This window comes from Thalassotalea ponticola, assembly GCF_041379045.1.
In the GTDB taxonomy this organism is placed as follows: Bacteria; Pseudomonadota; Gammaproteobacteria; order Enterobacterales; family Alteromonadaceae; genus Thalassotalea_A; species Thalassotalea_A ponticola.
The window spans coordinates 2,575,687-2,598,579 of the sequence record NZ_CP166871.1; the positions used below are offsets into that span (position 1 = coordinate 2,575,687).

The 22,893-nt window shown below is 43.9% G+C and carries 19 protein-coding genes; 6 read left to right on the forward strand and 13 right to left on the reverse strand.

Going from position 1 to position 22,893, the window contains the following annotated elements; translation table 11 throughout:
- Nucleotides 1–48 precede the first annotated feature (48 nt).
- The 8 genes from ACAY30_RS11210 to rpsP form a co-directional block, all read right to left on the reverse strand.
- Entirely contained in the window at nucleotides 49–3,051 is a 3,003-nt protein-coding gene (locus ACAY30_RS11210; RefSeq protein WP_353958592.1) for a TonB-dependent receptor domain-containing protein, read from the reverse strand.
- Between the two features lie 146 nt (nucleotides 3,052–3,197).
- Nucleotides 3,198–3,557: a FecR/PupR family sigma factor regulator gene (locus tag ACAY30_RS11215; protein ID WP_290252770.1), complete on the reverse strand. Its 360-nt coding sequence runs from the start codon at nucleotides 3,555–3,557 to the stop codon at nucleotides 3,198–3,200.
- Nucleotides 3,557–4,132, reverse strand: coding sequence for an RNA polymerase sigma factor (locus ACAY30_RS11220; protein ID WP_290252769.1), 576 nt, complete (start codon nucleotides 4,130–4,132; stop codon nucleotides 3,557–3,559). The genes ACAY30_RS11215 and ACAY30_RS11220 overlap by 1 nt, the downstream gene beginning before the upstream one ends.
- 86 nt (nucleotides 4,133–4,218) lie before the next feature.
- Nucleotides 4,219–5,625 carry a lyase family protein gene (locus ACAY30_RS11225; protein WP_290252768.1) on the reverse strand — a complete coding sequence of 469 codons (1,407 nt, stop codon included), beginning with the start codon at nucleotides 5,623–5,625 and terminating at the stop codon, nucleotides 4,219–4,221.
- Nucleotides 5,626–5,798: 173 nt separating this feature from the next.
- Complete coding sequence (rplS, locus tag ACAY30_RS11230; protein ID WP_290252767.1) at nucleotides 5,799–6,149, reverse strand: 50S ribosomal protein L19; 351 nt, start codon at nucleotides 6,147–6,149, stop codon at nucleotides 5,799–5,801.
- A 36-nt stretch (nucleotides 6,150–6,185) separates the two neighbouring features.
- Complete coding sequence (gene trmD, locus ACAY30_RS11235; protein WP_290252766.1) at nucleotides 6,186–6,941, reverse strand: tRNA (guanosine(37)-N1)-methyltransferase TrmD; 756 nt, start codon at nucleotides 6,939–6,941, stop codon at nucleotides 6,186–6,188.
- Between the two features lie 4 nt (nucleotides 6,942–6,945).
- Nucleotides 6,946–7,467: a ribosome maturation factor RimM gene (gene rimM, locus ACAY30_RS11240; protein WP_290252765.1), complete on the reverse strand. Its 522-nt coding sequence runs from the start codon at nucleotides 7,465–7,467 to the stop codon at nucleotides 6,946–6,948.
- A 34-nt stretch (nucleotides 7,468–7,501) separates the two neighbouring features.
- Entirely contained in the window at nucleotides 7,502–7,744 is a 243-nt protein-coding gene (gene rpsP, locus ACAY30_RS11245) for a 30S ribosomal protein S16 (RefSeq protein WP_290252764.1), read from the reverse strand.
- 248 nt (nucleotides 7,745–7,992) lie between these two features.
- On the opposite strand from rpsP, the gene ACAY30_RS11250 reads away from it, so the two are divergent.
- Nucleotides 7,993–8,955: a DMT family transporter gene (locus tag ACAY30_RS11250; RefSeq protein ID WP_290252763.1), complete on the forward strand. Its 963-nt coding sequence runs from the start codon at nucleotides 7,993–7,995 to the stop codon at nucleotides 8,953–8,955.
- A 294-nt stretch (nucleotides 8,956–9,249) separates the two neighbouring features.
- Here the strand turns inward: ACAY30_RS11250 and ACAY30_RS11255 are convergent, their stop codons facing one another.
- Nucleotides 9,250–10,362, reverse strand: coding sequence for a hypothetical protein (locus ACAY30_RS11255; RefSeq protein WP_290252762.1), 1,113 nt, complete (start codon nucleotides 10,360–10,362; stop codon nucleotides 9,250–9,252).
- A gap of 134 nt (nucleotides 10,363–10,496) precedes the next feature.
- Complete coding sequence (gene ffh, locus ACAY30_RS11260; protein WP_290252761.1) at nucleotides 10,497–11,882, reverse strand: signal recognition particle protein; 1,386 nt, start codon at nucleotides 11,880–11,882, stop codon at nucleotides 10,497–10,499.
- 229 nt (nucleotides 11,883–12,111) lie between these two features.
- On the opposite strand from ffh, the gene ACAY30_RS11265 reads away from it, so the two are divergent.
- From ACAY30_RS11265 to ACAY30_RS11275, 3 genes are all read left to right on the forward strand, one after another.
- Entirely contained in the window at nucleotides 12,112–13,179 is a 1,068-nt protein-coding gene (locus ACAY30_RS11265; protein ID WP_290252760.1) for an SO_0444 family Cu/Zn efflux transporter, read from the forward strand.
- 171 nt (nucleotides 13,180–13,350) lie between these two features.
- Nucleotides 13,351–14,151, forward strand: a complete 801-nt coding sequence (locus tag ACAY30_RS11270; RefSeq protein ID WP_290252759.1) for an inner membrane protein YpjD — start codon at nucleotides 13,351–13,353, stop codon at nucleotides 14,149–14,151.
- Between the two features lie 51 nt (nucleotides 14,152–14,202).
- Nucleotides 14,203–15,477: an HlyC/CorC family transporter gene (locus tag ACAY30_RS11275; protein ID WP_290252758.1), complete on the forward strand. Its 1,275-nt coding sequence runs from the start codon at nucleotides 14,203–14,205 to the stop codon at nucleotides 15,475–15,477.
- A gap of 153 nt (nucleotides 15,478–15,630) precedes the next feature.
- On the opposite strand, the gene ACAY30_RS11280 is transcribed toward ACAY30_RS11275, so the two are convergent.
- Both ACAY30_RS11280 and gshA read right to left on the reverse strand, forming a co-directional pair.
- Nucleotides 15,631–16,248: a hypothetical protein gene (locus ACAY30_RS11280; protein ID WP_290252757.1), complete on the reverse strand. Its 618-nt coding sequence runs from the start codon at nucleotides 16,246–16,248 to the stop codon at nucleotides 15,631–15,633.
- A 1,014-nt stretch (nucleotides 16,249–17,262) separates the two neighbouring features.
- The gene (gene gshA, locus ACAY30_RS11285; RefSeq protein ID WP_290252756.1) at nucleotides 17,263–18,831 is read right to left on the reverse strand and encodes a glutamate--cysteine ligase; all 1,569 of its coding nucleotides are present in this window, start codon (nucleotides 18,829–18,831) and stop codon (nucleotides 17,263–17,265) included.
- Between the two features lie 359 nt (nucleotides 18,832–19,190).
- On the opposite strand from gshA, the gene ACAY30_RS11290 reads away from it, so the two are divergent.
- Both ACAY30_RS11290 and ACAY30_RS11295 read left to right on the forward strand, forming a co-directional pair.
- Nucleotides 19,191–20,537, forward strand: a complete 1,347-nt coding sequence (locus tag ACAY30_RS11290) for a Na+/H+ antiporter NhaC family protein (RefSeq protein WP_290252755.1) — start codon at nucleotides 19,191–19,193, stop codon at nucleotides 20,535–20,537.
- A 14-nt stretch (nucleotides 20,538–20,551) separates the two neighbouring features.
- Complete coding sequence (locus ACAY30_RS11295) at nucleotides 20,552–21,229, forward strand: TIGR01621 family pseudouridine synthase (RefSeq protein WP_290252754.1); 678 nt, start codon at nucleotides 20,552–20,554, stop codon at nucleotides 21,227–21,229.
- 363 nt (nucleotides 21,230–21,592) lie between these two features.
- On the opposite strand, the gene fabB is transcribed toward ACAY30_RS11295, so the two are convergent.
- On the reverse strand, nucleotides 21,593–22,804 hold the full coding sequence (gene fabB / locus ACAY30_RS11300; protein WP_290252753.1) for a beta-ketoacyl-ACP synthase I: 1,212 nt from the start codon (nucleotides 22,802–22,804) through the stop codon (nucleotides 21,593–21,595).
- Nucleotides 22,805–22,893: the final 89 nt, after the last annotated feature.

Below are 22,893 nucleotides of genomic sequence, written 5' to 3' on the forward strand. Positions count from 1 at the left end.
GAAATAACAATCAGGCTCCACAGGAGCCTGATTTAACGGAGAGAATGGTTAAAATGCCGCTTTAACTTCTACGTAGTAACCACGACCATAATCATTATGGGCATCTGAGAAGAAGCCAAAGTAACGGTCGGCAAGAGGTGCTCTCTCATCGGTTAAGTTGTTAATACCAAACCGAATTCGCGAATCAACTCCTGATACGGCAAATTTATAATCAATACTGGTGTTATATGTGGTCATTGATGGAATCACATAACGCGTTTCATCAGCAAGGGTCAGTGAGCTTTGATAAAAGCTGCCGATCTTGAACATATTTAATGAAAAGCCCCAGTTATCATTATACCAGCGGAATTTCGCTGAATGGCGTTCATCTTGATTGCCATCTTTGCCAACGAGGTCGGCAAAACCGTCAACAGGGTAATTCGCAGGCAACAGACCAGAAGCTTGAGCATCAACTAAACGCTGTGCCAAACCACCTGCTTTTTGCTCATACTTATCTAAGAATGCGCCGTTGTATTTAAAGTCAAACGTACCAAACTCAGTATCGATATTGTAATACACGCCAATATCGTGACCTTTTACCGTGCGCTTATCGAGATTCGCGTACTGATCGTTAACAAATTTTATCGGACCTGCGGCGCAAATGCCCGCCGCTTGATAAAATTCAGCTTCACCATCATCAACCGCTTCGCGCTGAACCGCATCGTTAAATCCAGCGGTGTCACAACCTTGGTTGCCTTGTTCTAAACGGTACACTAGATCTAACAAGGTGTGATTCTCTTCACCGAACAAACCGATGGTATCTTCTTTTTCAATTGACCAGTAATCTAAGCTCAGCGTTAAGTTTGCTGTCGGTGTCCACACTAAACCAATTGAGGTGTTTTCAGATTGCTCTGGTTTTAATTGATCGCTACCTTGCGCGGTACGCTGAATAGAATTACTGCAATCAAGAGTATCTTGTTCCGGGTCGCCACCAAAATCGGCTGCGTATTGACACACCCAGTCGTTGCGCGTGTTGGTACGCGATACGATATCCTCGTTTACGGTTACCAAATTTGGCGCGCGAAATGCTTCAGACCAAGAGCCTCTCACTAAGACTTGCTCAAGTGGGCGATAACCAAACGCAAACTTACCAACCGTCGCGCTATCATCGATATCGTCAAAGTCTTCATGACGCAGGGCAACTTGCACATCTAAGTTTTCTAATACCGGAACTTGTAACTCGGTAAATAATGACCAGACTTGGCGTTCGCCTTGATTATCTGGGGTTGGGCTTGAATTGACCACATCAGAAACAAATGGGTAAGTATCACCTTCACCGTCGGTAAAGGTTATGGTACCGTCTAAGCGATCATCGCGATCATCTTTAAACGTTTCTTCGCGCCACTCAAAGCCGGCAACAAACGCAACCGAGCCCGCTGGTAATTCGAATAAGTCAAAGTTCGAAAATTTGAAATCAAACGTGGTAAGTTCGGTTTCGCTGATCCGTTTAACATCAATCAAGGCGCGTTCAATATTGCTGTTCACGCCACCTGAGAATGGGTTATAAGCAGCTTCAGTGGGGTCATTCAACGCCTCTTGCATCAAGTTATTTGATACCCTATTGCGGGTAATATCTTGTTTTTCCGCTTTTGAATAAGACACCGCTGTTTCCCAGTCCCAATCGCCAACCATACCGCGCAAGCCTTGCAAAAGGCGATAGGTTTTACCATCGTTATCAACAATCCGCGGTACCTCTGCAAAGCGATAATTGTCAATCAGTAAGTCAAAACCTTCTTCTGGAAAATCACCGGTTAGCTCGCTAGGTAAGCGATTAGGCGACCCTGCCACACCAAATGGGTTGTAGTAATTCTCCGCCGGTACCAATAACTTAGAGCTTGAAAATGAGGCCGTTGGATGACGGTACATATTGGTTTCTGATTTATAGTAGGATAATTCGGTAAAGCTCTCCATACCGTTGTCTAATTGATGATTAACAAATACGAAGGTGTTATAGCGTTGTAGATCAGAACGTAAATCCCTATTTTCATTTAAGTTATATCGGTAAGTTCCTTGACCATCTTCAGCAGCACATGTGGTTTCATTAATCACATACTGACAGCGTTCATCACCAATTGGGTAGGTTTCAAATTCACCGCGTGAGTCAACGAGGCCGTTATCATCTAAGTCGCCTTCATTGTTGGGAACAATGTCAAATTGACCAAAGTTTGAATTGGCGCTGTTGTTGCGAAAACGGGTATCGCCAAACCACAAGGAGTCTTCAGATAAACGATAGCGAAAATCCGAATCAGCCCAGCGTTCGTCGTCTTGTGAATTTATGCGATCGCGATCGTATAAATTGACGAAAGCGCTAATATTGGTTTTGCCACCATTGAAGGTTTTACCCGCTTCTAATGTAAAACTTTGACTACCGCGATCAAAATTATCGTATTCAAAGCCTTTAACTTTTACCGTTACGCCTTCAAAGTCTTTTTTAAGTACGTGGTTAACGACACCTGCAACTGCGTCAGCACCGTAAATCGCAGACGCACCATCACGTAACACCTCAACTTGCTGTAAACCAACAACCGGTATGGTATTTGAGTTAACCGAATTTACCGGAACAAAACTACCGCCAACCTCTTCTGTTTGATACGATGCTGAGTTGACTAAGCGACGGCCATTGAGCAATACCAGGGTATTGCCCGTGCCCAAGTTACGCAAGTTAAACGCACCAATATCACCGCGAGCAGAGTTCACACCCCCGGAAATATTTTCCGCTTCGTTAAAGAAGTTTTGACCATTTTCCGGGATCAAGCTGAGTAACTCATCCCCTGAGTCGACGCCCATTGTTTCAATATCATCACTGTTAATCACTGATACTGCGAGCGCTTCACTGATAGCACCACCGCGAATTTGGCTACCAACCACGGTTATTTTTTCAAGATCTTGTTGAGATTCGGTTGATTGTTGTTCAGCTGTCGCTGTCGACATGTGTAACGCCGTACTGAGCAGTACAGCATTTCGAATCGAAGTTGTTAACTTCGAATATTGGAATGACGTATTTCGAGACATAGCTCTCCCCTGTGAATTTTTCGTTATTATTTTTTTATGGACAGCATAGCCATCAGGCTTTTATCCAATTAACGTAGACGTATCAACGACTAATTCCCCCTATAGGGTGTTTGAATATTTTTCAATCAGTTAGGATGTGGCTGATCTCACAGTGCTGCGAGCGCACCAATTAGACACAGTACTAAACTAATAGTGGCGTAAGTTGGATAGCGACTATTGCTGTGTGTTGGCTGTTGCTGCGGCTCTGTAGACTCCACAGAAACGTGTGGCTGATTATTAAACGCCAGTAACGATAGTGCATCGCCATCGCCAAAATGTGACTTGGCCCAAAATTCTGACAATTCTTCGAAAGCCCATAAATGTGTTGGGTCTTGCTCAATCCACAACTGAAATTTCTGATGTTGCTGTTGCGTTACCTGATCAGAGTCAAATATCGCAATCCAAGTCATTGCTTGATCCGCAATCTCATCAGGAACACCGATAACTAGCCATTCTTCTAACGACACTAAGAGACCTTTTTACTGGTTACCTTGTTTTGTGCACGGGCGTTATTAACTTCCTGCTTATAATGGTTGAAGATAAATTTACGGCATCGTTTGAGCGCTTGGCTAATGTGGTTTTCAACAGTCTTGGTTGATATTGACAGAATCTGAGAAATTTCGGCGTGACTTTTATGTTCGAGCTTGCGCATCATAAATACTTGTTTACAGGCGGGTGGCAGCGTATCAATGGCTTGCATCAATAATTGCTGTTGCTGTTGTTGCTTTAGTTGTTCCTCTGTATCCAGCTGTTCCAATCGAAGTGCATCAGCATCGTACACGGCGCGCAAAGACGAACTAATAACATTGTAATGACGTAGTTTGCTAATCGCCGTATTTCTTGCCATTCGAAACAGTAACGCCTTAGGATAGGTTATTTGCTTACCGCTGTTAACCATTTCCAAAAGTTTCAAATAACACTCTTGCATCACGTCTCGCGCATCATCCTTATTCAGGATAGACATTAATGATGAGAGCAAAGCCGGCTCGACTTGCTTTATCAGCTGCTCAAGCCGTACTTCACCTTTATCACGCTTACCCATTTTATTTAACATTCTTATTATTATCAGCTAGTTAAAAACACTAAAACAAGGCCGTAGTGTTTCTTTATCTGCTCTATATTGACAAACTAATTCAGCATTGGCAAACGTCGCTGTTCTTTGTCGCGTTGCTGATAACAATAATCGATAACGGCTTTGGCCTGTTGTCGGGCCAAACCTAAGTAGGTAGAGGCATCAAAGATATCACTCAACTGTTGTTCGCTTAGCAATGATGCGTGTTGCGATTGCTTGAATGTCGCAGATAACGTCTGTTTAGTTTTTAATGCCGACGTAGCAAGTTGATGCACAAATTTATCGGCGTTGGTTTTACCCAATTGCGGTGCCAATGCAAATGCAAGTCGCTGTGACATGATAAGTCCCTGAGTGCGGTCAATATTGGCTCGCATGGTCTGCTCATTAACTTTTAAATTTGAGATCAGTTTAAATGCATCACTAAGCATTTTTTCACTCTGTATAGATAAGTCTGCGAGGTACTGATTAGTTCTCGACGTGTTGTCCCGCTCAAACGTATTGATCATATCATCAACGATGACTTCAGCCATTCGAGGGATAACGCGCGCATTAAAAATTAGCGCTTCTGACTTACTGGGATTATGTTTATGTGGCATCGTACTGCTGCCTACGACCGACGCCTTTCGAACTTCTTGTGTCTCGCCGATATCGGTCATTTGCAATAAAAATAATTCATTACCTATTTTACCGTAGGTCTTACTTATTAACGCAAGCGTTGTGGCATAATCGGCAAATACGTCACGACTGCCATGCCAATCGTCGATATAGGGTGACGCAGACAATCCGAGCTCGCGGGCGAACTGCTGCTCTAATTGTATAGCTTGATGACCAAGCCCTAAATAGCTACCCACCGCTCCTTTTAAGATCGCTGAACGTTGTAAATCGTCATACACATCGAGCATGCGCTCTATATGACGCCTATTCTCTCCTAGCCAACTCGCCACTTTTTTGCCGAAGGTAATGGGCAATGCGTGCTGCCCCAAGGTGCGACCAATCATCAAGGTATCAAGATGTTGCTCTGCAAGAGCGATCATTTTTAACTCTAAGGCTCGTAAGTCGTCAATAATCAGTAGTGTCGCTTCACTCAGTTGCAGTACTAAGGCAGTATCGTATACATCAACCGTGGTTGCGCCGAAGTGCATATACTGTTCAGCACCGTTATCTAAACGTCGTTGCCAGACGTTCAGCAAGGCAACCATGCGGTGTCGGACTTTTTCATACTCGATTGCGAGCTCTTCCTGGGGAACGTATTGAAGCTCAGCCTTTTTGCTAAGCTCTGCGGCAGCCCATTCGGGAATGATGCCAAGACTCGCCTGAGCTCTGGCAAGCGCACTTTCAATGTTTAAAACAGTTTGAGTCTTGTGGTCAGCGGAAAATACCATGTCGATACTTTGTTTTGCTTCACCTGCCGTTACCTGTCCTGTAAAAACAATGGCTACATATAAAAGTACCCGACTAATCATCTAATGCCTCGCTGTTATAAAAATTATCAATGTTAATGAGCTTAACATGAGACGTTTACCGAATCTTGTTCCCCTATGCACAATATGATTTTTTCTTAATACCCAATACGTTATATCCCAGATCAAAAAAGGCTGCCCGAGGGCAGCCTTTTTCAGTGAGTAAGTAATATAAATTACTTAGCCAACTTTTCTTTGATACGCGCTTTCTTACCAGATAGCTCACGTAGGTAGTAAAGTTTAGCTTGACGTACATCACCGCGACGCTTAACAGTAATTTCCGCTACTAACGGGCTGTGTGTCTGGAATACACGTTCTACACCTTCACCGTTTGAAATCTTACGAACAGTGAAAGAAGAATGCAAACCGCGGTTTTTCTTAGCGATAACAACACCTTCAAACGCTTGAAGACGCTCTTTGTCACCTTCTTTTACTTTAACTTTTACAACTAAAGTATCACCAGGGCCAAACGCTGGTACATCTGATTTCATTTGCTCTTGTTCTAGAGCTTTAATGATATTACTCATAATATTCACCTTTTTTCCTAGATTACACCGAACCGATCACGAGTTATGTTCGGCTTTAATAGCCTGTAACATTTGCTCTTGCTCCTCGGTCAGAGCTAGGTCTTTTAAAAGTTCAGGACGTCGATGCCATGTTCTTGCTAAAGACTGCTGCATGCGCCATTGACGAATGTGTTCGTGATTACCGCTAAGTAGCACTTTCGGTACTGATTTACCATCGAGTACCTCGGGCCTAGTGTAATGAGGGCAATCTAACAACCCATCAGAAAATGAATCCTGCTCGGCTGATTGATTGTGACCTAATACACCTGGCACAAAGCGCGCTACGGCATCGATTAAGGTCATCGCTGGCAATTCGCCACCGGTTAACACAAAATCGCCAACTGACCATTCTTCGTCTACTTCAGACTCGATCAGTCGTTCATCTATCCCTTCATATCGGCCGGCAATTAACACCAACTTTTTATGTTGTGATAGTTCACGTACACCCGCCTGGTCAAGCTTTCGTCCCTGCGGTGAAAGGTAAATTACATGTGCGTCATCACCAGCCGATTGCTTGGCTGCGTGAATGGCATCGCGTAACGGTTGAACCATCATTAACATCCCCGGTCCGCCGCCGTATGGTCGGTCGTCTACCGTGCGATGTTTATCATGGGTAAAGTCCCTTGGATTGATACAATTAAAATCAATCAGGCCTTTGCGAATCGCCCTACCTGTCACCCCAGACTCAGTGATTGCAGTAAACATTTCAGGAAAAAGGCTAATCACCTCTATCCGTAAGTTACTCTCACTCATTGAGTTAGAAACCTGGATCCCAGTCCACGTTAATCTGTTTCGACTCAAGCGACACTGTTTTTATCACTTGGTCTTCTAAATAAGGAATCAAACGTTCCTTCTTGCCAAACGCATCATTGCGATTAGCTTTAACAACAAGTACATCATTTGAGCCAGTTTCCATGATGTCAGTAACGCTGCCAAGGTTGTAACCCGACTCGTTAATAACATCCATACCGATCAAATCACGCCAATAAAACTCACCTTGCGGCAGTTCTGGTAGGGCGTCACTTGCTACCGTAATTTCAGCTCCAGTGCGTAACTGGGCATCATTGCGATCACTCACATCAGTAAATTTGGCTATTAAACCGTTATTGTGACGGCGCCATTCACTAACTTCGACGTTTTGTTGTTTGCCATTGAGGTTTAACACCCAAGGGCTATAATCGAATATTGCTTCAGGATTTTCAGTATAAGAATGAATCTTCAACCATCCCTTGATACCGTAAACAGCACCAATTTTTCCTAGGATAACGTTGTTTTCCATCGCGACTTAATCTCCGTCAACAAATGCTAATTAATTAAGCTTGCGCGTCTTTAACTAGCTTAGCAACACGATCTGAAAGGTTTGCACCTTGACCAACCCAGTGGTTGATGCGATCAAGATCTAAGCGAAGCTTTTCTGCATTACCTTGTGCAGTTGGGTTGAAGAAACCTACTTTCTCGATGAAACGACCATCGCGAGAGTTGCGGCTATCTGCAACAACTACTTGATAAAATGGACGCTTTTTAGCGCCACCACGAGCTAAACGAATGGTTACCATACCGTCCTCTATATATAAATTATAAAACGAATTTTCCAGACACTTTCCTAACCCTTGGGGTTGGAAAAGCTCGCAGATTTTACGCCTTTGTCGAAAAATTGCAACCTAAATAGAAAGATTCAATTAAATTAATCAAAAAAAACACAAGATAAACGGCCAATTCTGAGCTAAAATCGCGCTCCATTTACAGGTTAGTGTCTAATTACTACCAAATTTTAGCAAATTGCTACATATAGGATACAACATCAATGCAAGTCTCTCGCGATAACATAGCAGGCTTACTTCTAGCGTTAAACACGGCGATCATGTGGGGCGTACTGCCGTTAGCGCTGATCAGTGTGTTACAACTGATGGATGCATACACCATTACGTGGTATCGATTTATATTTGCCACGGCATTCGTTTCCCTGATGCTGTACAAACGAAACAAGATACCCACCTCGTTGCTACAAAAAAAAGGCCTACTCAAACGCTTGTTTATCGCCAGCGTGTTTTTATCGCTTAATTATATTTTATATTTGTCGTCTTTGTATTTCATTCCCGCTGAAACGGCGCAAATGCTTATTCAAATGGCTCCGTTCATGATGTTGGTCGGATCCGTGTTTTTTTTGAAAGAGAGCTTCAGTCGTGGCCAAATGGTTGGTTCACTGCTGTTGATTACAGGTCTACTGCTGTTCTTTAACCAACAGTTTAGTCAAGCAAGTCAAATACCGCGTAGCGACTTTATCACCGGTTTTATTATTATGCTGGGGGCCGCTTCAACTTGGGCCGTTTATGCCATCATTCAAAAACAAATGCTGTCACATTATTCATCGAATCAAATCATGTGGGTGTTATACGTTTTTGCCAGCTTGTTCTTTTTGCCTTTTGCCAGTCCTTCGGCAGCGACAGAGCTTAATCTCATCACTTTATTACTACTGTTGTTTTGCTGCGCGAATACGTTAATTGCTTATGGTACGTTTGCTAAAGCGATGGAATATTGGCCGGCCAGTAAAGTCAGTGCCGTACTGGCAGTAACACCGTTGCTGACCGTGTTGTTTGCCGCCATCGCCGAGTCCATCTGGCCGACGCTGTTTCAAGCGCAACAACTCAATACGCTAGCGTATGTTGGCGCAGGCTTGGTGGTCATCGGTTCAATGCTTACTGCATTGGGTAATAAACTATTAAACCGCAACACACTGCGTTACATTCGACGTTTGGTGCGTCTGTAAACTGCCGTAGCTTCGAAGTATTCGTGGTCGTATCAAAGAGCAAAAATTAACTCGTGCTCGGTAGGTATACAGAATAGTCTAAACACCCCCGCCGCTGCGTTTAAATCACTTAGTGGCGGGTATTAGTGGCGTGGTAATGACAAAGACCGTCATTAGTTAACTACTTGGCGAATAATGTGGGTGGTTAAAAACGGTTGCAGGCAGTAATACTCTTATGCTCGGCGCACTATGCCAACGCTCGCGCCAGACAGTCAGCGAAACAGAGCGCCCGAAGACAGCTCTGTATCGCTATATTTAGTTTGCCCAATCGACGTATTTAGGATGTGAATTGAGTGCACGCTGAGAGCCTTTTAATGAAAAGCGATAGCCACACAGGGTAAAGTTGCCTCTCAGTGCCAACAGCTCAACCACTGTCGCGCTGTCAAGCGGTGAGAAGTTTGCGTAATAGTCGCCTTTATTTTCTATCACCACGTTTAAGGTGCGCACCGTTTCGCCGCTATTAAACTCAATAAACTGACAACTGTCATCGCCTTTAGCAGTGTGCTGAGACCAAATTTCACCATCGTTTAACCGATCCGCCTGCCAGTGAATAATCAAGCCGTCATATTGATTCAACAACAGATAGTAATCGTCGGGCATTGCCAATTTATGATCGTGCTGATAGTCAATGGTCGACTGTTGTACATTCGTGTTGGCGGTGTCGTCTACAACCACTTGCTGAACTTCAGGCTGGGTGATTTTAGCAACACTAAACGAAAGCATTACAAGGGGTGATAACCACAAAATGACAGCCAATAACACCAGTGATTTTAACAAGGTGTGCTTGCTTTGCCCCCAGTTATACAACCTGTTGGCAAATTCATTATTGGCCATTTCAACGGCTAATGAGGCGCTACTTGCCCGGTTTACCGTATTGGTTTCAAAGCTCGCTTGAGGTTGTGCTTGGCCGAAAAAGTTTGGCTCAACGCGCTGATTCAATGAGCGTTGTACCGGTTGTTGCACCTCAACAAGCTCGGTTAAATCAATCGGACCGCTATACCCAGTGATATAAGCGCGCGGCTTGGTCGACGGCAGTGCAAATAAGTACAGTACCAACATGAGTGGCAAGGCTAAGCTTGCCACTGCCAAGGCGTGATCACTAAAACTGACCACCAGCATCGCCACGACAACTGAAACGAAAGCTCCACAAGCAACACCTAAACGCTTGTCACTATCTCGACTTCGTCGCACTGCTGAGGCGAGCACAACACTGGCACAGACAACAAGAGTAAATATTTTGATTGCGACAGACTCAACGACAAGTGTATTGATCAGATAGGTTGCGAAAATGCTGGTCATTGCCAACGCGAGAAATCTATCGGCGTTATCATGACCCTGAAAGCAAAACAACGACTTAATAAGTTGCACTAAGGTTACCCTTTATCATTATTGTTAGTGAATATAGCTATTGCCATAAATCCATGTTACTCAAACACCTTTATCAGCACAATAAAAAGCCAGACTTTTCTGGCTTTTTATTGTGCTGATATATCTGGCGCTTGTTATTTGCGGAACATACCACCCATACCGCCCATACCACCAGGTGGCATCATGCCCTTCATCGAACGCATCATTTTTTGCATGCCGCCCTTACCAGACATTTTTTTCATCATTTTCTGCATTTGAGTAAACTGCTTAAGTAGCTTGTTTACATCTTGTATCTGGGTACCTGAACCAGCAGCGATACGACGCTTACGCGACCCTTTAATGATGTCAGGGCGCTGGCGCTCAGCGGGTGTCATTGAATTGATGATGGCTTCCATGCGCACCGCAAGTTTGTCATCTAGCTGACCTTTGACTTGGTCTAACATATTACCCATACCCGGTAATTTATCGATAAGTCCCATCATGCCCCCCATATTTTTCATCTGCACCAGCTGCTCGCGAAAATCTTCTAAGTCAAATCCCTTACCCGATTTCACTTTTTTAGCCAGTTTTTCAGCCTTCTGCTTATCGACCTTTTGTTCGACTTCTTCAATAAGCGATAACACATCGCCCATGCCTAAAATACGGCCGGCAATGCGATCTGGATGAAACGGCTCTAAGGCATCGGTTTTTTCGCCGACACCCATAAACTTAATTGGTTTGCCGGTAATGTGACGAATTGACAATGCCGCACCACCGCGCGCATCACCATCAGTTTTGGTTAAGATCACACCTGTCAATTCAAGCGCTTCATTAAATGCCTTAGCCGTGTTAGCCGCATCTTGACCAGTCATTGCATCGACAACGAACAGCGTTTCTACCGGATTTATATTGGCGTGAAGATCTTTGATCTCTGCCATCATCTCACCGTCGACATGCAAGCGACCAGCAGTATCGACAATAACGACGTCAAAAAATTGTTTCTTCGCATGCGAAATTGCATCATCAGCAATCGCCACAGGTTTTTGGCTGATATCACTTGGGAAAAACTCAACGCCAACTTCACCGGCCAATGTTTCTAACTGTTTAATCGCCGCAGGACGATAAACGTCAGCACTGACCACAAGAACCTTTTTCTTTTCTCGCTCTTTTAAAAACTTGGCTAACTTGGCAACTGAGGTGGTTTTACCTGCACCTTGTAAGCCCGCCATTAAAATAACCGCTGGAGGCGTTGCTTTTAAATCTAACGCTTCGTTGGCCTCGCCCATCGCGACTTCGAGTTCGCTGCGTACAATTTTTACAAACACTTGACCTGGGGTAAGGCTTTTACTGACCTCTTGACCAACAGCGCGCTCTTTAACCCTGGCGACAAAATCGCGGATGACCGGCAATGCAACGTCAGCTTCAAGTAACGCCATGCGCACTTCGCGCAAGGTTTCTTTAATATTGTCTTCTGTCAGGCGGCCTCGGCCACTGATGTTTTTTAACGTTTTCGATAAACGATCAGATAAATTTTCAAACATAAATTCTATTTGCCTATGCTAAAACTGGCTGTCAGGCGTCATAACCCATCAAATTAGCTTCATTATACTCTGACCAGTTACGAGTAAAAGCACAAATTGCCAATAAACGTATTTTACTGCGATTACGGACCGCGACTCCCCGTTCAAATACAAATGTTGGGCAGATCTATTAACTGAGTTACAATGGCAATTAGCAATAGGTTTAACATGTCATTCTTGTGGTTTATATATGGATACACTCACGGTGTTTTTCAACAATTTGATTGATTTAACCAATGAAGCTAGCCCGTGGTTACTGATGGGCTTAATCATTGCCGGATTAATGAAATCATTGGTACCGACAAACATACTCAGCCGACACTTGGGCAAGGGCCGTTTGGCTGTGGTCAAAGCCGCCTTTATCGGCGCACCACTCCCCCTGTGCTCGTGTGGTGTTATCCCCGTAGCCACCCAACTAAAACGCTCAGGAGCATCGCCTGAGGCAACCTCTTCGTTTTTAGTATCGACCCCTGAAACTGGAGTTGATTCGGTCAGCGTATCGTATGCGTTACTCGGTCCGATCATGGCGGTTTACCGTCCCTTTGCTGCGATTAGCTCTGCCATCATTACCGGCATGATAGTGAGTACAAACAAATCAACGGTAGACAACAACAGCAGCCCATCAAGTAAAAGCTGTTGCCACAGCGCTAAAAAGGTTGAAGAAAAGCCGTGTTGTAGTAAAAATCCGCCACCTGCGCCAACATTTGTCGATAAAATTAGCAGTGGCATTAGTTACGCGTTCACCCAACTTATCGATGACCTGATAAAGTGGTTAGTTATCGGCTTAGTGTTTGCGGCATTTATTCGTACCTTTGTGCCAACTGAAATGCTGAGTCAATACGGCAGTGGATTACCGACCATGCTGTTAATGGTAGCGATCTCGGTACCAATGTACATTTGTGCAACGGCATCAACCCCCATTGCGGCAGGATTTATTTTAGCCGGAATTTCTCCAGGCACGGCGTTGGTGTTTATGATGGCAGGTCCAGCTACCAACATTTCGACGCTTGGGGTGATTAAAACTGAAATGGGAACAGGTGTATTAGCTCGTTACTTACTCGGTTTGATTTCATCCGCTATAGCCTTTGGCCTACTACTCGATTACCTGCTGGCCGCGTACGATGTTAATATCATCGAGCAAATGGGTCATTCGCAGCACCTTGTACCGCATTGGCTTGCCTACATTTGCAGCGTGATATTAGTTACTGCAGCAATCAAACCTTTACGCACCGTGTTATTAAAAGTAAAACAGGCGTAATTAACATTCACTTTGATTCGAACAAAACCTATACCACCAAGATCAACACGCCCGCGAGCTGTTGACCTTGGTTAAATACACCCGCGCAAAATAGCGCTAGCGACTAACGTTAAATATTTGTTAGTATTAGCGTTGAATGAATACTAGCGCAAGCAACAAAGGAGTTAATACGTGGACTTGGTGAGCGCACTGACATTGTTATCTGCTCTACTATACGGTAGTGCAGCATTGTCGATTTCGTTAAAGCTTTTCGATGCTCAAGGACCAAACCCTAAACTTTACTTGAGTTTGGGCAGTCTTGCGGTTTTGTTTCACCTCGTGCTGTTATCAAATGATATTTACGTACAACAACAGCTCGATTTGAGTCTGCAAAACGTGGTGTCTTTGGTGGCCTTAGTGATTGCGACCGTGATTACCGTTATATCCTTTCGCTTCAAAGCTAACTTGATCTTGCCAATTGTTTATACGTTTGCCGCTTTGCTGCTCGCCGTGCTGTTCTTTTTGCCCGCATCCAAGCACCTAGTGATCAATACCAGCACCTTAGTGTTGGTTACGCACATCACCTTTGCTCTACTGTCTTATTGTATTTTGGTGATTGCAACCCTGTATTCATTTCAGGTCAATTACATCAACTACAAATTAAAGTCGAAAAACTTAACCGCGGTAAACCACCTGCCTCCGCTAATGCAAGTAGAGGGGCAATTGTTTGCAATAATGGTCAGTGGCACCATTTGCTTGGCACTGTCACAATTTATCGGGGTGATCTTTATCGATAATTTTTTTGCCAAAGAAAACTTGCATAAGACGGTACTGTCAGTGATCGCCTTGGCGATGTATTTGATGATTTTATTGGGTCATTTCTTCCTCGGTTGGCGAGGACATCGAGTGATGATTTTATCGGTTATCGCAACATCGCTGTTAACTTTGGCTTACTTTGGCAGTAGATTTGTAAAAGAAGTTCTTTTATCTTAAGAAATATTGTATATATACACCTTGTCAATTACGTAACATAGGACCCCCTTTTTGGACGACATATCGACTAGTACGCTTCTGGGCATACTCGCTGTTCTTATTTTAATCTCTGCTTATTTTTCTGGCTCTGAAACTGGCATGATGTCGCTTAATCGATATCGCTTGCGTCACCTTGAAAACAACGGTCATCGCGGAGCAAAGCGAGTCAGTGACTTATTAGACCGACCTGACCGTTTAATTGGTTTAATTTTAATTGGCAATAACCTAGTTAACGTTTTTGCCTCAATTATCGCAGGTATCATTGGTGCCCGTGTTATAGAGGGAGAAGCCGGTCCGTTCGCAGCCGGTTTAATACTGACTTTTGTGATATTGGTGTTCGCCGAAGTAACGCCAAAAACACTCGCTGCTTTGCATCCAGAGCGCGTCGCGTTTCCAAGTTCGGTTATCTTAAAGCTGTTACTCAAACTATTTTTACCCGTGGTAATCGCTCTTAACTGGATCACCAACGGTATTTTAATTTTATTTCGCGTTAACCAAAAAGACCGTCAAGAGCACAGTTTAAGCTCTGAAGAGTTGCGTACTGTGGTTAATGAAAGTACCGCTTTATTACCAGAAAAAGATCAGGATATGCTGGTCAGCATTCTCGATTTAGAAAAGGTAACCGTTGAAGATATCATGATCCCGCGCAATGAAATTCAGGGTATCGATATTAATGACGACTGGAAGCAGATCCAGAAAAAATTAACTCAAGCTAACCACACCCGAGTTATTTTATATCGAGACAGCATTGACGATGTGGTCGGCTATGTGCACATGCGCGATGCGGTAAAAATGCTGTCAAAGAGTCAGTTTACTAAAGCGACGCTGCTGCGCGCTGTGCGCGAAATATACTTTATTCCCGAAGGCACCCAACTGAACGTGCAACTGTTAAAATTTCAGCACGCCAAAGAGCGCTTGGGTTTAGTTATTGATGAATACGGCGATATTCAAGGCTTGGTTACGCTTGAGGATATCCTCGAAGAGATCGTTGGTGACTTTACCACCACCATGGAACCAACGCCAAGTGACGAAATAAGCAAACAGCCGGATGGCAGTTACCTAGTCGATGGCAGTGCCAACGTGCGCGACATTAATAAAGAGATGTCTTGGTTACTGCCAATTGACGGCCCTAAGACCATCAACGGTTTGATATTGGAGTATTTAGAAGATATCCCCGAGTCGAATATCAGTATGCGCATTGCTGGCTACCCGATGGAAATCATCGATGTGACCGATAACATGGTAAAAACGGTGCGCATTATGCCAGAGCATTATCGCGACGAGTAATCGCTGACACGTCGTTACCACGCAACTGAAAACCCCATAAAAAAATCCCTACTGAGTGCTCATATCGCGCACTCAGTAGGGATTTTGATTTTATTCAGTCAAGCCCAACGTATGCTTAAAAGTACGGTTGCTCTGTGCTCAACGACTGTGCCGTTAATAAAAAAGTACTCGCCATAACCAGCTGCTATCGAGTTCTTCTTGGCAACTCTTCAATTGTCCTGAGTAGTTTTTAGCGCGATTTTCTACTTTTCGAGCAACCGACAACAACCAAGGTTTATTTTGGTAGGTTTTACGCTTATAACCGCCCCACCCCTCGTGATAATTCAGGTATTGGTTATACGGGTCCCATTTAGATACGCCGTTTACTTTCTGCGTTTTGTAGATGAACCAGCCCATGAAGTCGATCGCATCATCAAAGTCATCTCGGTCTGCACCGCTGTTGCCAGTTTCACGCACATAATCATCCCAAGTTAAGGTCTTGGCTTGGGCAAAACCGTACGCACTACTGACCCGTCCCCATGGTATAAATCCCAATAAATAGTCTCTCGGTGGCAATGCATCACTGCGAAACGAGCTCTCTTGGTACATCATGCTCATTGGTACTTGAATAGGGACGCCCCAACGCTCATTCATATCTTTGGCGCCTTCATACCAGGCGTGATGCTGACGAAATATATCGCAAATATTATCGGGGTTATCTGGCGGTGGGGTCGCACAGCCACTTAGCGCGAGCATCAACGACGTCGTTGCAATTATTTTTGTTATATTCATGATGAATTTGCTGTTAACTCGAATGTTATTAAGTTTGCCAGATTAAATTGCGTTTTTTAATTTAATTTTGAACTTTTTTATCCTTATCTACTCCTAACTTATGAAGTTTTTATTTCTCCTTGGATTGTTTGAGTACCCGTTGTGGGTACTCTTTTTTTTTCCCTTCGCAAATATCAGTGTCATTGCTCATGACACGCCTGTAGTTAGAGTCTGTTGTAAGCTATTTACATTGCGCGTGCATTTTTGATGCGTAAATATACAAGTTAGTTTATTTTGAACGGTGTGATGATATGGACAGTGCTATTTATCGAGGCAAAAGGTTGAAACGGTGACAAAGGTCATGGAGAAAAAGACTTATTAAAAAGTCCCCCCAGAGTGGGAAAATTGATATCAGGAACTTTGGCAAATAGATTTTCTTACTCACTGCATCAAGAAGGAGATCCCAGCCTCGGCAACTGCTCCATGCGTTGCTCTACCTCCTGCATCCTTGCAGTCGAAAAACACAGTGGGATGACGGCGCTTTTTTCTATATATGTATCAGGCTTCAAATCACTCATTGCTGCCGGTGACTGAACCGACTAAGCAACTACACCTTATGTAGGTGGAAGGATATAAATGGAGGGTCTTAAACACCAGTGAGTAATCACTTACCTCGATTCTGAGGACAAAAAAAAGCGCGTTACCAATAATACGCGCTTATAAGAGTCAAAAGCAGTCCAGGGAAAAAATTGCTTTCAATATAGTAGACGTTTACCACTGTAAAAGGTTCAATAAATTTCACTAATTTTTTGGTTTTTTGGCATGTTTATCCCCTGCAATATATAACCAACTGATTTTATTTAATTTATATTATTCATCATGGTATCGGCGACATAAATAAAAGCGTTCTGTGGACAACACATAAAAAAAAACGCACCAAAGGTGCGTTTATGAAGATCATAAATAAGGAAATAAAATGTCTTACACAAGTAGGAGTGTTGCGAACGTCAAAAGTTCAAATTATTTCGGTTAAATTTATTTTGCGAAGTATTGAGCTAAGAATTGATCGAATGACAGCGTATCTGCCGCTTCTATCTGACGCTGTTTGGCAATAGATTGTTGCGCCATGTGTTGAAAGTCAGCTTCGCTAAATTGCTGATACTGATGATCAGTGATCTCGTCGACATAACGTTTTGCTTTGGCAAGTGACCAGCTGACAATATTCTCCTTCCCGGTAATTAAATCCGCTAATATACGTGCTGAAGGCGTCTTGTTGACGTCATGTATTTTATCGAGTTCACCTGACACAGCTTGGCTGTAGTCTGTCGTTTCAAATGCCGAATCAAACAGTGACGCCACCATTTGTAATTTAGCAAAAACCTCACCACCCCATTGGATTATGGTTTTCTCAATACCGCGATCATTGAGCAGTAAACCGGGCTTGCGTCCCTGTAAAATAACCGCATCTGTATTTTCAATAAAGGTGCGCATTTCACTAACGTCAGTAGCAGGACTGTCTTCTAGTGTACAGTAGGTTAAAAACACATCGAGAAATAGCATTTGTTGCTTGTCGATACCGGTACTGACAAATGGGTTGACGTCCATCGCTCTGACCTCAATGTACTCGACGCCACCTTGCTGTAAAGCTTGTGATGGCTTTTGTCCCGATTTGGCAACGCGTTTGGGTCGTATAGATGCATACAGCTCATTTTCTATTTGCAATACATTGCTATTTAACTGCTGATATTCACCGTCCACTTTAACCCCTATCTTTGCAAATTCATCCGATGGCAAGTTCATCGCTTGCTGCACTGAGTCAACATAGCTTTGCAACGAGTTATTACAAATGGATAGCGCCGATTGGGCAGAACTGGTATAGCCCAAGTCGCTCATTCTCAAAGACGTAGCATATTCCATATATAGGCACCCTTGAGCCGTTTTGCTAAAATCAAACGGTGTTTCTCTACCGTTTAAAAAGCTTGGACACACCGCCGGTGAACTGCCAAATAAATAAGGGATTAACCAGCCAAAGCGCTTGTAATTGCGGATCAAACCAAAATAGCGCTCAGAGATAAAATCTTGAAGTGGTTGGGTGTCGTTAACCAGCGTTTGTAATTGTTGAAAAAACGCTGGTGGTAATGAAAAGTTAAAGTGAATGCCGGCTATGACTTGCATCATCGAGCCATAGCGGTTTTTTAAGCCTTGGCGGTAAACCGTTTTCATTCGGCCGATGTTAGAGGAACCGTATTGAGCAAGTTGTATTTGATCTTCACTCTCGACAACACATGGCATGCTCATTGGCCAAAACCAGTCGCCGTCAATATTGGCTAGGGTAAACTTTTGAATGTCTTTTAGCTGCGCGAGTGTAGCGTCAATTGAACTGGTGGCAGGGGTAATAAATTCCAACAAGCTCTCTGAGTAATCTGTGGTGATAAAATCATGTGTTAACGCTGAGCCCAAGGCTACATTATGGGGTTGCGTTGATAATTTACCATTGTGCTGAACACGCAGCGTTTCTCGTTCTACACCACGCTTAATAGATGTTAACGAATTAAGGGTTGATTCGGATAAGGCCGAAGTAAGATCTTCAATAGTTAAAGCCAAAATTGCTCCTAGAAGCTTTGGTGACAAAAGCGACTAAAGGAAGTAATCGTATAGCTACACCCCGAAGTCTTTGTTTTGCAATTATAGTCAGTAAAATCGTATATGCGGTTAGGCATTCAAAAATTCAATTGTGGCAAGCGAATTTTTATTAACAAACAGATGAAATTGCACCAGCTAATGCATCTGCTATCTAAAAATATAACGCTTGGCTAACAACCATCATCTCATACCATTAACAGCACAATCAATTTGTAAATTGATACACTAAAACGCTAACAATGTTTTGAACTTAACGTTAGAGACTTGTACAGTAGTACGATTATTCGTTTATTATTTTGTGTTCTATGCAAGCGACCTTATTGACTTTAATCCCGCCTATCGCTGCCATTATTATCGCTATTTGGCGAAAAAATGCCACGCTGGCCTTAGTGTGCGGTATTTTTTTAAGTTATTTACTCCTCTCGTCGGGTCAGCCGGTCAATGCCGTAACCGATACGTTTTCTGCCATTGCCAATATTTTTACTTCTACCTACAACGCGCAAATCATTGGATTCAGTTTGCTTATTGGCGCCTTAATTGAATTAATGAATCGCTCTGGTGCAGTGCAAGGCTTTATTAATAACTTAGCGTCATTGTCGTTAGTTAAAACCCGCCGACAAGCCAGTTTATTACCAACTATTGTCGGCACCAGTATTTTTACCGATACCAACCTCAGTATGTTTTGTGCCGGCATGCCCTCGCAAAAGTTATTTGACCAACACAAATTAAGTCGTGCTAAGCTCGCTTTTTTACTGGATTCGACTTGCTCTCCGATCAGCGTGCTGTTTTTAATTAACGGTTGGGGTGCCTATTTACTCGGATTACTCGACGGCTATAACTTGCAAGACCCGGTGGGCGTCCTTGTGGGCACCCTCAGTTATAATTTCTACGCCATTCTCGCCGTGCTCTTTGCCTACTACACCGCATATACTGGCAAACTTTTTGGTCCAATGGCCAAAGCCGAAGCCAGAGTACTGCAACAAGCAACCTCTGAGGAGCAGATCAAACCAGCCAAGGCACGGGTAATGTGGGTGCCCATGTTCATACTACTTGGATTAACCATTGCTCTGATGTATGTCACTGGCAATGGCGATATTCGCCGAGGCTCCGGTGCCTTCGCGGTATTTACCTCGATTTGTACTGCCTTAGCCGTACTTATCGCGCTCATCGCCTACTACCGTTTACTATCATTTAAGCAGATTATTGTCTCCAGCTTTCAAGGGCTTAAAAGTATGCTCCCGGCGGTCACCATCTTAGTGCTGTCGTTTGCTTTTGGCGATGCAATCAAGGCACTTGGCACCGGCAGCTATGTCAGTAGCTTAATTACCAGCGACTTCCCGGTGATACTGATAGCGCCACTGATTTTTTTAGTGGCGGGACTGATGGCGTTTGCTACAGGTACGTCTTGGGGAACCTTTGCACTACTCATCCCCATTGCCGTGCCGATTGCACTAGATGCGCAGCTACCAGTGGCCTTTTTAGTCGCTGCGGTGCTAAGTGGCGGCGTTTTTGGCGATCACGCCTCACCGATTTCAGACTCTACCGTTGTCGCCTCAATCGCATCAGGTTGCGATCACTTTGAGCATGTTAAAACACAATTGCCTTATACATTGGTTGTGGCCGCACTCAGTATTATAGGCTTTTTAACCGTTGGTTTTATGCTGTAAGGAAGTCGCGATAAATGACAATCAACACCATCTTTGACCACCCAGACTTTATCGTCGTAAACAAACCGGCAAACATAAACTTTCACGATGAAGGGGAACTTGGCCAAGGCTTTTTTAACTCGATAAAAAAACAGCTGTCACTGTCCGAGCTTTATCCTGTGCACCGGCTAGATAAAATGACATCAGGCTTGGTGATTTTTGCCAAAAACCCGTCAGCGGCACGAGAGTTTGGCGAACTTTTCAAACAACGCACTATCGACAAGTATTACTTGGCGATCAGCAAGCAAAAGCCGAAAAAGAAACAAGGCATGATCAGCGGAGACATGCAAAAAAGCCGTCGTGGTAGTTACAAATTAATGCGCAGCAATATCAATCCTGCTAAAACTCGCTTTTTTAGTTACGCCATAGGCGACGGCTTGCGATTATTTGTACTTAAGCCACTAACCGGTAAAACACATCAACTCAGAGTTGCCTTGGCGAGTATTGGTAGCCATATCGCTGGCGATCCACTCTACAATAGCAATGATCAAAGTGATCGCGGTTATCTGCACGCTTGGGCGTTGAGATTTAACTATCACGGCGAAGAAGTTGCCCTGCTCTGTCCGCCGGTTAGTGGCGAGCTCTTCCTTAGGGCAAAGCCTGTGATTGAAGACATCGACACGCCATGGCAACTACCTTGGCCAAACACTTAACCTATTACAGTTTTGCGCCCTGATTACTGCCACCGAGATTAGACCAACACACTGGCTGTAAACTGTAAGGTTGTAAGCTGTAAGGCTGTAAGCTGTAAGGCTGTAAGCTGTAAGGCTGTAAGCTGTAAGGCTGTGAGCTGTGAGCTGTAAGCTGTAAGCTGTAAGCTGTAAGCTGTAAGCTGTAAGCTGTAAGGCTGTAAGCTGTAAGGCTGTGAGCTGTAAGCTGTAAGCTGTAAGCTGTAAGGTTGTAAGGTTGTAGAGCGTAGCCGTGTGCCTGGTCAATACGCAACCTCAAGCGGATAACAACAACAAAAAAAATCCCCGACAGATGCGGGGATTTTTGATCTAATAACTGGTATTAACTTACTTGTACTTTTTCAGTAATAACGTTGAGTTCGTACCACCAAAACCAAAGCTGTTAGACATGGCTAAGTTAATTTCAGCATCTTGCGCTTTAGTCACAATGTTCAGACCTTCAGCTTGCTCGTCAAGCTCGTCAATATTGATCGATGGTGCGATGAAGTTGTGCTCCATCATTAATAGCGTATAAATCGCTTCGTGCACACCTGCAGCACCTAACGCGTGACCTGTCATCGCTTTAGTGGCAGAAATCGCTGGCGAGTTATTACCAAAGACTTCTTGAATGGCACCTAGCTCTTTTACGTCACCAACAGGTGTTGATGTACCGTGGGTATTAAGATAATCAATGTTACCCTCTACACCTTGCATCGCTTGTTGCATACAACGCACCGCACCTTCACCGCTTGGAGCTACCATATCGTAACCGTCAGAAGTTGCGCCGTAACCGACGATCTCAGCATAAATATGGGCACCACGAGCAAGCGCGTGCTCTAATTCTTCAACGACAACCATACCGCCACCGCCAGAAATAACAAAACCATCGCGGTTTGCATCATATGTGCGCGACGCTTTTTCCGGTTGGTCATTGTATTTGGTTGATAGCGCGCCCATACCGTCAAACATCATCGCTAACGACCAATCGACTTCTTCACCGCCACCGGCGAATACGATATCTTGTTTGCCCAGTTGAATAAGTTCTGCTGCGTGGCCAATACAGTGAGCAGACGTAGCACAAGCAGAACTGATCGAGTAGTTGTTGCCTAAGATTTTAAACGGTGTGGCCAAACACGCCGAACATGTCGAAGACATAGTTTTAGGAACCGCATAAGGACCGACGCGTTTTACGCCTTTTTCACGCAATGTGTCGGCTGAAGCGACAACGTTAGCCGATGAAGCGCCACCTGAACCGGCAATAAGACCAGTGCGGTAATTTGATACTTGCTCATCAGTTAATTTAGCATCTTTGATCGCTTCTTCCATTGCGATGTATGAATAACCTGCAGCATCGCCCATAAAGCGAAAAACTTTGCGATCAATGTGCTCTTTTGGCTCGATGCTTGGCTTGCCCCAAACTTGAGAGCGCAAACCATATTCGGCAAAACTCTCTGAGCGAGAGATACCTGAACGACCTTCTTTAAGCGAAGCCAGTACTTCTTCAGCATTGTTACCAATACTTGAAACAATACCAATACCTGTAATTACGACACGTTTCATTAAAAAATAACCATGTTAGTTGAACTGAGGGTATAATACACCGTTTAGGGCTATATCTGGTCTATCCAGTGTACACTTGTACGCTGTTA